At 69.0% G+C, this 11,988-nt stretch carries 14 protein-coding genes; 11 read left to right on the plus strand and 3 right to left on the minus strand.

The window, feature by feature from the left end; all coding sequences use genetic code 11:
* Positions 1-49 precede the first annotated feature (49 nt).
* The 5 genes from ACFYL4_RS11640 (at position 50) to ccsB (ending at position 4,677) form a co-directional block, all read left to right on the plus strand.
* Complete coding sequence (locus ACFYL4_RS11640) at positions 50-253, plus strand: helix-turn-helix domain-containing protein (protein ID WP_013155995.1); 204 nt, start codon at positions 50-52, stop codon at positions 251-253.
* 240 nt (positions 254-493) lie between these two features.
* Positions 494-1,228 (plus strand): TlpA family protein disulfide reductase, encoded by a 735-nt coding sequence (locus ACFYL4_RS11645; protein ID WP_387518253.1) that lies wholly within the window; start codon positions 494-496, stop codon positions 1,226-1,228.
* Positions 1,228-2,046: a cytochrome c biogenesis protein CcdA gene (locus ACFYL4_RS11650; RefSeq protein ID WP_357763643.1), complete on the plus strand. Its 819-nt coding sequence runs from the start codon at positions 1,228-1,230 to the stop codon at positions 2,044-2,046. The genes ACFYL4_RS11645 and ACFYL4_RS11650 overlap by 1 nt, the downstream gene beginning before the upstream one ends.
* A gap of 1 nt (position 2,047) precedes the next feature.
* Complete coding sequence (locus tag ACFYL4_RS11655; protein ID WP_387518254.1) at positions 2,048-3,688, plus strand: cytochrome c biogenesis protein ResB; 1,641 nt, start codon at positions 2,048-2,050, stop codon at positions 3,686-3,688.
* Positions 3,685-4,677, plus strand: coding sequence for a c-type cytochrome biogenesis protein CcsB (ccsB, locus tag ACFYL4_RS11660; protein WP_387518255.1), 993 nt, complete (start codon positions 3,685-3,687; stop codon positions 4,675-4,677). The genes ACFYL4_RS11655 and ccsB overlap by 4 nt, the downstream gene beginning before the upstream one ends.
* A 110-nt stretch (positions 4,678-4,787) precedes the next feature.
* On the opposite strand, the gene ACFYL4_RS11665 is transcribed toward ccsB, so the two are convergent.
* Both ACFYL4_RS11665 and ACFYL4_RS11670 read right to left on the minus strand, forming a co-directional pair.
* On the minus strand, positions 4,788-5,144 hold the full coding sequence (locus tag ACFYL4_RS11665; protein ID WP_357763648.1) for a PLD nuclease N-terminal domain-containing protein: 357 nt from the start codon (positions 5,142-5,144) through the stop codon (positions 4,788-4,790).
* A gap of 100 nt (positions 5,145-5,244) precedes the next feature.
* Positions 5,245-5,445 (minus strand): BldC family transcriptional regulator, encoded by a 201-nt coding sequence (locus ACFYL4_RS11670; RefSeq protein WP_026116196.1) that lies wholly within the window; start codon positions 5,443-5,445, stop codon positions 5,245-5,247.
* Positions 5,446-5,851: 406 nt separating this feature from the next.
* Here ACFYL4_RS11670 and ACFYL4_RS11675 point away from each other — a divergent pair, with 406 nt between their 5' ends.
* Positions 5,852-6,160 (plus strand): DUF4229 domain-containing protein, encoded by a 309-nt coding sequence (locus ACFYL4_RS11675; protein ID WP_357763652.1) that lies wholly within the window; start codon positions 5,852-5,854, stop codon positions 6,158-6,160.
* Between the two features lie 60 nt (positions 6,161-6,220).
* Here the strand turns inward: ACFYL4_RS11675 and ACFYL4_RS11680 are convergent, their stop codons facing one another.
* Complete coding sequence (locus ACFYL4_RS11680) at positions 6,221-7,489, minus strand: hypothetical protein (protein WP_387518256.1); 1,269 nt, start codon at positions 7,487-7,489, stop codon at positions 6,221-6,223.
* Between the two features lie 162 nt (positions 7,490-7,651).
* Between ACFYL4_RS11680 and ACFYL4_RS11685 the strand changes: the two genes are divergently transcribed.
* From ACFYL4_RS11685 to ACFYL4_RS11705, 5 genes are all read left to right on the plus strand, one after another.
* Positions 7,652-8,362: a demethylmenaquinone methyltransferase gene (locus ACFYL4_RS11685; protein ID WP_357763657.1), complete on the plus strand. Its 711-nt coding sequence runs from the start codon at positions 7,652-7,654 to the stop codon at positions 8,360-8,362.
* A gap of 420 nt (positions 8,363-8,782) precedes the next feature.
* A complete protein-coding gene (locus ACFYL4_RS11690; protein ID WP_357763660.1) occupies positions 8,783-10,087 on the plus strand; it encodes a geranylgeranyl reductase family protein in 1,305 nt (434 codons plus the stop codon).
* A 159-nt stretch (positions 10,088-10,246) separates the two neighbouring features.
* Positions 10,247-10,606, plus strand: a complete 360-nt coding sequence (locus ACFYL4_RS11695; protein WP_017543079.1) for an NADH-quinone oxidoreductase subunit A — start codon at positions 10,247-10,249, stop codon at positions 10,604-10,606.
* 61 nt (positions 10,607-10,667) lie between these two features.
* Positions 10,668-11,213, plus strand: a complete 546-nt coding sequence (locus tag ACFYL4_RS11700; RefSeq protein WP_357763664.1) for an NADH-quinone oxidoreductase subunit B family protein — start codon at positions 10,668-10,670, stop codon at positions 11,211-11,213.
* Between the two features lies 1 nt (position 11,214).
* Positions 11,215-11,955, plus strand: a complete 741-nt coding sequence (locus ACFYL4_RS11705; protein ID WP_387518257.1) for an NADH-quinone oxidoreductase subunit C — start codon at positions 11,215-11,217, stop codon at positions 11,953-11,955.
* The last annotated feature ends 33 nt before the right edge of the window (positions 11,956-11,988 follow it).

Consider the following 11,988-nt stretch of genomic DNA (forward strand, 5'->3'; position numbering starts at 1 on the left):
GGCTGAACGGTAGACAAGTGCTCACGTCCGGGAATGAGGGCGGCGGAAGATGAACGGGAGCAAACCACCTCTCGAAGAGGTCAGGTTCCTGACCGTGGCGGAGGTCGCCACGATCATGCGTGTGTCCAAGATGACCGTTTACCGAATGGTGCATTCGGGAGTTCTCCCCGCGATTCGCGTGGGGCGTTCCTACCGGGTCCCCGAACGGGCCGTGCACGACTACCTCCGCGAGGCTTTCGTGGAGGCTGGTTGACAGGCCGGACCGGACCCGGGTGCGGGGCCCTGTGGCCCGGCGCCCGATCCGCAGACCGCTCAGGGGCGATGTTTCCCCAGCATCGCCCCTGACGTGTGTCCTCACTCCGGTCGGGGCGGCTGAGCGGGCCCCAGGGCATCTACTACACTTTGTCGTTGTTGTAGTCCGCCCTGTTCACACCCGGTTCGCGAGGTCCCCTCGATGCCCAGTACCAGCACAGGTACGCGACGCCGTCGTGCCGTGCCGTCCCTGTCGGCCGTAGCGCTGTCGGCTGTTCTCGTCCTGTCCGGTTGTGCCGGGGGAACGGAGATCGAGGCGGGGGGTGAGGAGGACCGGTTCATCTCGGGTGACGGTAGCGCGACGGTGTTCGAGGCCGGTGACCGCGCGGCGGCGCCGGAGGTGTCGGGGACCACGTTCGAGGGCGACGAGCTGTCGTTGTCGGAGTTCGAGGGCCGCATCCTGGTGGTGAACGTCTGGGCGAGCTGGTGTGGCCCGTGTCGGGCGGAGCAGCCGGTGTTGGACGAGGTGCACGCCGAGTACGGGGATCTGGGCGTGGACTTCCTGGGTGTGAACATCAAGGACAACGAGACGGCGGCCGCGGCCTACACCGAGAACAAGGGTGTGGAGTATCCGAGCCTGTTCGACCAGCCGGGTGAGGTGCCGCAGGCCTTTCGGGAGACGGTGCCGCCGCGGGCGATCCCGAGCACGCTGGTGATCGATCCGGACGGGAACATCGCGGCTCGGGTGATCGGTCCCACGACGTACGGGCAGTTGACGGGGCTGTTGAATCCGTTGGTGGTGGAGTTCGGCCTGGGTGATCCCGAGGAGCGGGTGCGGATCTCGGAGCTGGAGGGGTACGGCGAGGGCGCCGACTCCTCCGAGGAGCCCGGGGAGCCCGAACCCTCCGACGACGACTCCGCGGCCGACACCGACCAGGGCGCCGAAGAGGCCGACGCGGACGGGGACGGCACCTGATGGACGCGATCGTCCCCACCGTCCTGAGCGGCTCCCTCCTCCTGGCCGCCCCACTGGCCCTCGCCGCCGGACTGGTCTCCTTCCTCTCCCCCTGCGTGCTCCCGCTGGTCCCCGGCTACCTGTCGTACGTGTCCGGCATGAGCGGTTCGCACGTGCGCGAACGTCGGGCCGGGGCCGCCGCGTCCGGAGGTGAGGGGGCCACCGCCACCATCGTCGACGTCGACGCCGAACTCGCGCGGCGCCGTTGGACGATGGTCACCGGCAGCGTCCTGTTCATCGCCGGGTTCAGCCTGGTGTTCGTCGCCGTGGGCGGGTTCATCGGGTGGCTCGGCGACATCCTCATGGACTACACCGACCCGATCACCCGTGTGCTCGGCGCGCTCACGATCGTGCTCGGCCTGGCCTTCATGGGCGTTCTCCCCGGGATGGGGCGCGAGTTCCGCTTCCACCACCTGCCCCGTGCCGGGCTCGCGGGCGCTCCGCTGCTGGGCGTCCTGTTCGGCCTCGGCTGGACCCCCTGCATCGGCCCGACCCTGGCCGCCGTGCAGACCCTGGCCTTCGTCGAGGGCGGGGCCGGCCGCGGCATGCTCCTGTCCCTGATCTACTGCGTCGGCCTCGGCCTGCCGTTCATCGTGGCGTCGCTGCTCTACCGCCGGGCGCTCAACGCGTTCGGCTGGCTCAAGCGCCACACCCGAACCGTCACCGTGGTGGGCGGTGTCATGCTCGTCCTGGTCGGCCTGGCGATGGTGACGGGTCTGTGGACCCAGATGACCATCGCCATGCAGGGCTGGGCCGCCAACTTCCAGACGGTGATCTGACGTGAGTACACGTACTTCCGAGGCGTCCGAACGGCCCGACGGGGCCGGGCCCCCGGAGGGCGGGACGGACCAGCCCGCCCCGAAGGGGTTGGGTCTGTCCGGGTGGGGCCGTTGGGTGTGGCGCACGCTCACCTCGATGCGCACCGCGCTGATCCTGCTGTTCCTGCTGGCGGTGGGCGCGATCCCGGGGTCGATCCTGCCGCAGAACGTGGTGAGCGTCGACGAGGTCGCCACCTACATGCGGGAGAACCCCGAGCTGTCGGTGTGGCTCGACCGTCTCTACCTGTTCGACGTGTTCTCCTCGCCCTGGTACGCGGCGATCTACCTGTTGCTGTTCGTGTCCTTGGCCGGGTGTGTGATCCCCAGGGCGCTGGTGCACGCCCGTGCGGTGCGGGCGCGGCCGGTGGCCACCCCGCGTCACCTGGGACGGATGCCGTACGTGGCCCGGTTCGACACCGGCGCCTCCCCGGAGACCGCCCTGGAGCAGGCCCGGTCGGTGTTGAAGGGGTACCGGGTCGAGCGGTACGGGGACTCGGTCTCGGCCGAGACCGGTTACCTGCGCGAGGCGGGCAACGTGCTGTTCCACTTCGCGCTGCTGGCCCTGCTGTTGGCGTTGGCGGCGGGCTCGTTCTTCGGTTACCGGGGCAACATGCTGCTGGTCGAGGGTGACGGGTTCGCCAACACGCTGCCCTCCTACGACGCGATCTACCCGGGTCACTGGACCGACACCGACGCCTTCGAGCCCTTCACCATCTACCTCGACAGCTTCGACGCCACCTTCATCGACGAGGGCGACCTGCGGGGACAGGCCGAGTCCTACGTGGCGGAGCTGACCTACAGGGAGTCCCCGGAGTCGGAGGACCGGCAGCACACCCTGGAGGTCAACCACCCGCTGAGTGTGGACGGAGTGCAGGTGTACCTGTTGGGGCACGGGTACGCGCCGCGGTTCGAGGTGCGCAACTCCGAGGGCGACCTGGTCTTCGACCAGGCGGTGCCCTTCCTGCACCGCGAGACCATGACCTACACCTCCGACGGTGTGGTGAAGGTGCCCGACACCGGTGGTGAGGAGCTCGGTTTCGTCGGGGTCTTCCTGCCCACCGCGGCCGAGGACTCCGAGGGCGAACTGGTCTCCACGTTCCCCGGAGCGGAGAACCCGATGGTGACCCTGGAGGGGTACCGGGGCGATCTCGGCATGGTCGATCCGCAGTCGGTCTACCAGCTCCAGACCGCCGGGATGGAGTCCCTGGGCGAGTCGCCCGTCCTCGGGGTCGGCGACACCTGGGAACTGCCGGACGAGGCGGGGTCGATCACCTTCACCGGTTACCAGGAGTACGCCACGCTCCAGAGCAACCGGGACGGCGCCCGCCTCCCGGCACTGGGGGCGGCCACGGCCGCCGTGGCGGGGCTGCTGCTCACCCTGTTCGTGCGCCCCCGCCGGGTGTGGGTGCGCGCCACCAAGGGCGCGGACGGCACCACCCGGGTGGAGCTGGCCGGGCTCGGCAAGACCGAGGTCGCCGGGGACAACGCCGAGTTCCACGAGATCACCAAACGACTTGCCGGACGACTCAGGAGCGAGTCCGACGACAACCCCCACACGACATCCGACCCGTCAGAGTCGACGACAAGAGGGAGTGACCGGTGACGTACACACTCGCCGGACCGGTGGACGAGACGATGGCGTCGGCCAGTGACACGTTGATCATCGCGATGATCGTGACGTACGCTGCCGCGCTGTTCCTCTTCGCCATCGAGGCCGCCTACGGACGACGCACCAAGCTCAGGGCGGGACGCCTCATGCCCGTGGGAGCGGGCTCCGTCGAGGGCGCCGACGACGACATCGAGGTCAGCGTCCGCACGCACGAGGGCGAGGCCGCGGCCTCCCAGAGCGTGCTCGGCCGGATCGCCCTGGGCGTGACGGCGCTGGGATTCGTGTTCGGCCTCGCCCAGATCATCACCCGGGGACTGGCGGCGGGACGCTGGCCGTGGGGCAACATGTTCGAGTTCGTCGTGGCGATGTGCCTGGTGGCCGTCGGCGCGCTGCTCTACGCCGCCTGGCGGTACCAGGCCCGCTTCCTCGGCGCGTTCGTGCTGGTCCCCGTCCTGCTCCTGCTCGGTATCGGGGTGCGGTGGCTGTACGTGGACCCGGGCCCGCTCATTCCCGCCCTCCAGTCCTACTGGGTGCCGATCCACGTCTCCGCGGTCATCATCGCGGGCGGCGCGTTCATGGTCTCCGGCGCGGCGGGCATCACCTACCTGGTGGCGCACCGGGCCGAGGCCAAGCGGGCCCTGGGGGAGAAGGTGGTCGGGATCGCCGGTCGCCTGCCCAGCCCCGAGCTGCTGGACCGGATCTCGCACCGGTTCATCCTCTTCGCGTTCCCGCTGTGGACGTTCGGCGTCATCGCCGGTTCGGTGTGGGCGGACGAGGCCTGGGGCCGGTTCTGGGGGTGGGACCCCAAGGAGGTGTGGTCGTTCATCTCCTGGGTGATCTACGCCGCCTACCTGCACGCCCGCGCCACCGGCGGCTGGCGCGGCCCCAAGGCGACCTGGATCAACGTGATCGGGTTCCTCACCGTCATGTTCAACTTCTTCGCCGTGAACTACATGTTCAGCGGGCTCCACTCCTACGCCTGATTCGGGCCGGAGCGAGACGAAGGCGGGGCCGTACCCGGACGGGTACGGCCCCGCCTTCGTGACGAGGACGCGCGGTGCGCGGTGGTGCTGGGTGCCGGTCCCGCGGAGCCTCAGTCCTCCGGGTCGATCCGACGGTTCAGGTTCCTGAGGAACTCCGGGTCGTCGTCGGGTCCGAGGGGGTGCGGGCTGTCCGAGGGCCGGGCGAAGTCTGACGGGTCAAGGTCGTCCACGGACTTGACGGCCTGCGCCGGGGAGGCCGCGTTGCCCAGGACGGAGACGGGTTTGGGCGGTCGGCCGAGGAAGAGCCACAGGATCGATCCCACCGGTAGGAACAGCGCGATGACGACCAGCCACAGGACCTTCGGGAGGTTGCGGACCTCCTGGGCAGGGGTGGTCAGCGCGTCGAAGAACGCGTACACCCATAGAACGATCGACACGAGCGTGATCAGGCCACCGAGCCACACCATGGTTCCAGCCTACTCGCGCTGTCGACCCCTCCCGGTCGGGGACACCGTCCGGGTGCGGGGAGAACCGCGTGGGTCGTCGGGGGAGTGCCTCGAACGTCGCTCAGGTGGTGCTCTCGCTCGGTTCGCCGAGCAGGAGGGCGCGTACCTCGGACTCCCGGAAGCGGCGGTGGCCGCCGGGGGTCCGGATGCTGCTGATGCGCCCGGAGGCGGCCCAGCGAGTCACGGTCTTGGGATCAACCCGGAAGAGTGAGGCCACTTCCCCGGGGGTCAACAGGCGTTCGCTTGCTCGTTCCACCTTCACATTCCCCCAATCGTGCCCGCCTGGACTGAGGGGGCGGCGGGCGTTTGATCCCCTAGTGTGCACGAGTTGGTCCGTTTCCTCCCTAGTTTTCGGAGAAATTGCGGCGTTCGGGGGAGAAGCAGGGGATATGTGATCGGAACGTGATGTTCCGACCCGGCTGTCGGGATTGGAAACATCCCATGACTATCTGAATCCAGCGCCGACCGCGTGCGGCCTGCGACGGGACACACCCCGCCCTGGTGCACGCCGGTGAAGACCCGCCCTTAACCTGGAGGCAGGGCTGCCTGATCCGGGACACCACCCCTTCGGCCTCGGTCGCATGACTCGGCCGTCCGCGTGTGTGATCTGCGCGGATGGGTGCGATGCCCAATGTAGCGAAGGCAAACGTCTGTTGTGAGGCTTTTTGATGCGTAGCTGGCTGACCTATACCGCCGCCCGCGTGGCGCTGTTCGCGGGCGCCTTCGGTGTCGTCTACCTCTTCGGCGCCCGTTCCTGGATCGCCCTGGTTCTCGCGTGGGTGATCAGCGGCTTCGCGTCCTACGTCCTCCTGTCCAAGTGGCGCGACCAGATGTCGGCCTCGGTCGACGCGTGGTCGCGCAGGCGCCGGGAGCAGGACAAGGCCGTGGGGGACCGCCTGGAGGGCGGAGCCGCCCGTGAGGACGAGATCCAGGACGAGATCCTGCGCGCCCAGGAAGCGGAGAAGACCCAGAAGTGACGGACGGGGCGGACCTCCGAGTTCTCGGAGACCACCCCGCGCGTTCGTCCCGGCCGTTCCTCAGGCGACCGGGAACATGCCCAGCCTGGCGTGGTACTCGTCGGCCAGGCGCTCGGTGTCGCTGCCGACGTACAGACCGTCGGTGGTCGCGTGCAGCGCCTCCACGCCGTGGCCCCGGGAGCGGCCCGGGTTCCAGGGCAGTGCCCGGCCCGTGGCGGGGTCGACCGCTGCGATGCCCTCGCGCGCGACCGAGCCCGGCCCCGGGTTCAGGGCCCCCTGCTCGTTGTCCATCCACCTCTGGTGGCCGCCCACGTAGACGGCGGACGAGGTGACCTCGACCGAGTACAGGGAGTCGCCGCCCGTCAGGTTGGACCAGGTCGGCTCGGCGTTCGCGGTGTCGGTGTTCTCGAACCGCGCGGTGGACTTGCACAGCCCCGGCTTCATCTTCGGGCCGCCCGCCGTCACCACCGCGAAGTAGGAGCCGTCCGGGGCGAAGTCCATCTGCCGCATGTAGGTGTGGATGGAGGCGTAGTCGCACTCCGCCTCGTAGGCCGCCGTCGACCACGCGGTGGGCGTGCCCGAGCCGGTGTCGATCATGGCGATCTGGTAGCGGTCCAGCCCGTCCACCTTGGTGAAGGTCCCGTTGATGGCGAGCCTGCGCCCGTCCGGGCTCAGGGCCAGCTCCTGCACGCGGAGCCTGCCCCGGCGCTGGTCGGAGATGGTGGGGGTGAAGCCCGCGTCCGCCTTCCCGGTCGACGCGTCGATCCGGGCCAGCCCGGTGCGCTCCTCCCCGTTCACGGCGGTGAAGTTCCCGCCGAGGTAGACGCGGTCCCCGTCGCTGGCGATCCGGTAGACGCTGCCGTCGTCGACCGCGGCGCCGAACCCGGAGACGCTCCGGCCGGTGGCCAGGTCGACGCGCGCGACGCCTCGGCGGTCGGTTCCGTTGACCCTCGTGAACTGGCCTCCGATGATGACTGACCCGCCCGGGCCCTCCGCGAGGGAGGTGACGGTGTCGTCCACCTGCGGGGCGAAGCCGGACAGGACCTCGCCGGTGCCGTGCCGGAAGGCGAACAGGTTGCTCCGGTCGTGGGTGCGGCCGCCGTCGGCGTCCGAGACGCGGCCGAACTCCCCGGCCACCACGACGGTGTCGCCGATCCGGAGGATGTCCTTGATCGCGCCGTCCAGCACGTGCGGGGTCCACTGGACGGGCTGTTCGCTGACCACGCCCTGGTGGGGCGCGGCGAGGGCGGGCGCGGCGGTCGCGACCCCCAGGGGGAACAAGAGCAGGGTGCTCATCGTCAGGGCGACGAAGGAACGGGCCGGTTTCACGGGACTCCTCGGGCGCGCGTTAGGCGGTTTCGGCACCCTCATCATTGCACGTAGTAGAGGTTTAATTACTCGGAGTGACTGAATGTCCGCTTGTCCCGCGTCGTCCCCGGCTCCCGCCGCACCCGGTCCGCTCCGCTCGCCGGACCCCCTTAGTCTGGTGCCATGACCCGCGCGAAGCTCGACAAGAAGCCCCAGGACGTCGCCGCGATGTTCGACGGCATCGCTGAGAACTACGACCTCGTCAACGACGTCATCTCGCTCGGCCAGGACCGCGTCTGGCGACGCGCGGTGGTCGACGCGGTGGACGCCCACAGCGGCGAGCTGGTGCTGGACCTGGCCGCGGGTACCGGAACCTCCTCGGAGTCCTTCATCAAGAAGGGCGCCCGCGTGGTCGCCTGCGACTTCTCGCTGGGCATGCTCCAGAACGGGGCCCGGCGCCGTGGCGGCGCCTCGCGCGGCGGGGTCACCTTCGTGGCCGGGGACGCGCTCTCGCTGCCCTTCGCCGACGAGACCTTCGACGCGGTGACGATCTCCTTCGGGCTGCGCAACGTCGCCGACGTCGACCAGGCGCTGCGGGAGCTGCACCGGGTGACCAGGGTCGGCGGGCGGCTGGTCATCTGCGAGTTCAGCCACATCCCGGTGGAGTTCGTGGACCGGCTGTACTCGACGTACCTGATGGCGGCGCTGCCGAAGATCGCCGGGGCGTTCTCGGGCCGCAGCGAGGCCTACGACTACCTGTCCGAGTCGATCATGGCCTGGCCCGACCAGGCGGAGCTGTCCGCCTACCTCCAGGGCGCGGGGTGGTCGAGGGTCGCGTGGCGCAACCTCACGCTGGGCACCGTGGCCCTGCACCGCGGTTTCCGAGAGAAGTAAAAACAGACATAGCGCCCATAGGGTCGAAGTCTTCTCGTATAACACAAAAAGTCCGCACAACCCCAAGGAATGATCTGTTCCTTGGGGTTGTGTCGTGTCTCGAGGGGCCCTTGTTGGGAAGCGAGTATTGCTAGCTGCACTTTTGACGGCTTGTGACTGCTTTGGTGGGTGTGTGGAGTCTTGTGGGCCCAATATCCGATTTCCCGAAGAATGCCCCCCGGGGGTCGCCTCCTGGCTCCGGAGGGTCTAGACTGCGGAAAAGTGGCTTGTGAAGTGCTTCACAAGGCCACGAGGCTAAAGACACAAGTCCCATGTCAGACATGTCGGAAGTCCCAAGCATCCCCACAGCACCCCCCGTGAGCGGGTCGGACCCGCACTGACCCGCCACGGTGTACCGCGCGAGTAGTCGAGGACACATCCGTGAGCGAGACAGCCACCTCCACTCCGAGAGGCCGGGAGCGGATCGAGTACGACGCCGACGTCATCGTCGTCGGCGCTGGCCCTTCTGGCTCCACCACCGCCTACTACCTGGCCCAGGCCGGGCTCGACGTCCTCCTCCTGGAGAAGACCGCCTTCCCCCGGGAGAAGGTCTGCGGCGACGGCCTGACCCCGAGGGCGGTGAAACAGCTCACCGCCATGGGGATCACCTTCGAGGACGAGGGGTGGATCAGGAACCACGGGCTCCGCATCGTCGGCGCCGGCGTGCGCCTCGAACTGCCCTGGCCCGACCTGGCCGCCTACCCCGGTTTCGGTCTCGTGCGCACCCGCTTCGACTTCGACCAGATCCTGGTCAACCGGGCCGTGGCGGCCGGAGCCAAGCTCCTGGAGCGCACCAACGTCACCGGCCCGCTCATGGACGAGCGCAGCAACCGCATCATCGGAGTGCACGCGAAGAACGCCGACCGCGAACCCGTGACCTTCCGGGCGCCGCTGGTCGTGGCCGCCGACGGCAACTCCTCCCGCCTCTCCGTCGCCATGGGCGTCCGCAAGCGCGACGACCGCCCGCTGGGTGTGGCCGTGCGCACCTACTTCGAGAGCCCCCGCCACGAGGACGACTACCTGGAGTCCTGGCTGGAGCTGTGGGACCGCAGCGGCGACAAGGACGTCCTCCTGCCCGGCTACGGCTGGGTCTTCGGCGTCGGCGACGGCACCAGCAACGTCGGCCTCGGCATCCTCAACTCCACCTCCGCCTTCCAGGACGTGGACTACCGCAAGCTCCTGCGCCGGTGGACCGAGTCGATGCCCGAGGAGTGGGGCTTCACCGAGGAGAACCAGAAGGGCAAGATCCTCGGCGCGGCGCTGCCCATGGGCTTCAACCGGGTCCCCCACTACGCGCGCGGGCTGATGCTCGTCGGCGACGCGGGCGGCATGGTCAACCCCTTCAACGGGGAGGGCATCGCCTACGCGATGGAGGCCGGGCAGATCGCCGCCGACGTGATCGTGCAGGCGCACGGACGCCCCACCCAGCAGACGCGCGAGCGCGCGTTGCTGCGGTACCCGGAGGTCCTCGCCGACACCTACGGCGGCTACTACACGCTGGGCCGTTACTTCGTGAAGGTCATCGGCCAGCCCGAGTTCATGAAGTACGCGACCAAGTACGGGCTGCGTCAGCGCACGCTCATGAAGTTCGTACTGAAGATGCTCGCCAACCTCACCGAGCCCAGCAAGGGCGACGCCATGGACCGGGTCATCAACGGCCTGTCCAAGATGGCGCCCGCCGCCTAGCGGTCGACGGCGCGCACGCACGTACGGCCGGACCGCGGTGGTCCGTGGTCCGGCCCCACCACACGACATGTCGGGAAGAGCCGAGAGAAGCACGTGAAAACGTTCACAAGTCAGCCGGTCGCGCGCTCCGACCAGCCATTCAGCGGAGGAGGGTGAGCCGTGGAGCTGTACACACCGATATTCGTGCTCGGTGGGATCGGCGCCGCTTTCGTCGTCCTGTCGATGGTCGCCGGTGCGGTCATGGGACCCAAGCGGTACAACCGGGCCAAGATGCAGGCGTACGAGTGCGGAATCGAGCCCACTCCGCAGCCCGCGGGCGGTGGCCGCTTCACCGTCAAGTACTACATGACGGCGATGATGTTCATCGTCTTCGACATCGAGATCATCTTCCTCATCCCGTGGGCTGTGCACTTCGACGCCCTCGGCTGGTTCGGCGTCATCGCGATCATCCTCTTCCTGGTGAACGTCTCCATCGCCTACGCCTACGAATGGCGCCGCGGAGGCCTCGAATGGGACTGATCCCGACCCCCCGCACCCCCGACCAGACCCAGCCGCCCACCCCGGAGGAGGTCCTCAGCTGATGGGTATCGAAGAGAAACTGCCGGCCGGAGTCGCGCTCACCACCGTCGAACAGGTCGTCGGCCTGGCCCGCAAGTCGTCGATGTGGCCCGCCACGTTCGGTCTGGCCTGCTGCGCCATCGAGATGATGGCCGTCGGCGGCCCCCACTACGACCTCGCCCGGTTCGGCATGGAGAAGTTCGGCGCCACCCCGCGCCAGGCCGACCTCATGGTCGTGGCCGGGCGGGTCAGCCAGAAGATGGCACCGGTCCTGCGCCAGATCTACGACCAGATGCCCGAACCCAAGTGGGTCATCGCCATGGGCGTCTGCGCCTCCAGCGGCGGCATGTTCAACAACTACGCGATCGTCCAGGGCGTGGACCACATCGTCCCGGTCGACATCTACCTGCCGGGCTGCCCGCCCAGGCCGGAGATGTTCCTGGACGCCGTGCTCAAGCTCCACGACAAGGTGCAGAACACCAAGCTCGGCGCCCACCGGGAGCAGGAGATCACCGAGACCGAGGAGCGCATGCTCCGCCGATCGCTCCCCCTGGTGACCAAGGACTGACATGAGCAACGAGAACGAGCGCGACGAGGCGGCGGAGAACCTTCCCGACCAGCTCGGACGCGAGCGCTTGGCCGCACCGGTCAGGCGCACCGGCATGTTCGGCGCCACCACCACGGGTGACACCTCCGGGTTCGGCGGCCTCCAGGTGCGGGGGAGCGCTCCCGTCCGGAGCCAGCGCCCCTTCACCGACCCCGACGACCCCCGCACCGCCGACTTCGACCGGGTCGCCGACGACCTGGAGGCGGCGCTCACGGCGGTCGGCCGGGAGTCCGACGTCGAGCGGGTCGAGGTCGACCGGGGCGAGATCACCTTCCACGTGCGCCGTGAGGCGCTGCTGGATCTGGTCCGGCTCCTGCGCGACGACCCCGCGCTGCGCTACGAGCTGTGCACGGGTGTGGTCGGGGTCCACTACCCGGAGGACATCGGGCGCGAGCTGCACGCGGTCTACCACTTCAGGTCGATCACGCACAACAGCGAGATCCGGGTCGAGACCACCTGCCCCGACGCCGACCCGCACATCCCGTCGATCGTGTCGGCCTACCCGACCAACGACTGGCACGAGCGCGAGGCCTGGGACTTCTTCGGGATCGTCTTCGACGGCCACCCGGCGCTGACCCGCATCCAGATGCCCGACGACTGGCACGGCCACCCCCAGCGCAAGGACTACCCGCTGGGCGGGGTCCCGGTCGAGTACCGGGGTGCCACGGTGCCCCCGCCGGACGAGCGGCGGTCCTACACGTGATCCGCGCGGCCACCACACCAGCCACACGAAGGC

This window comes from Nocardiopsis sp. NPDC006938, from assembly GCF_042869555.1.
Lineage (GTDB): Bacteria > Actinomycetota > Actinomycetes > Streptosporangiales > Streptosporangiaceae > Nocardiopsis.

Excerpts from the sequence above, each read along its gene's own strand:
- ACFYL4_RS11640 (WP_013155995.1), top strand. The coding sequence starts at position 50 with ATGAACGGGAGCAAACCACCTCTCGAAGAGGTCAGGTTCCTGACCGTG.
- ACFYL4_RS11650 (WP_357763643.1), top strand. The coding sequence starts at position 1,228 with ATGGACGCGATCGTCCCCACCGTCCTGAGCGGCTCCCTCCTCCTGGCC.
- ACFYL4_RS11665 (WP_357763648.1), bottom strand. The coding sequence starts at position 5,144 with ATGGTGTGGCTCGGTGGCCTGATCACGCTCGTGTCGATCGTTCTATGG.
- ACFYL4_RS11675 (WP_357763652.1), top strand. The coding sequence starts at position 5,852 with ATGCGTAGCTGGCTGACCTATACCGCCGCCCGCGTGGCGCTGTTCGCG.
- ACFYL4_RS11685 (WP_357763657.1), top strand. The coding sequence starts at position 7,652 with ATGACCCGCGCGAAGCTCGACAAGAAGCCCCAGGACGTCGCCGCGATG.
- ACFYL4_RS11700 (WP_357763664.1), top strand. The coding sequence starts at position 10,668 with ATGGGTATCGAAGAGAAACTGCCGGCCGGAGTCGCGCTCACCACCGTC.
- ACFYL4_RS11705 (WP_387518257.1), top strand. The coding sequence starts at position 11,215 with ATGAGCAACGAGAACGAGCGCGACGAGGCGGCGGAGAACCTTCCCGAC.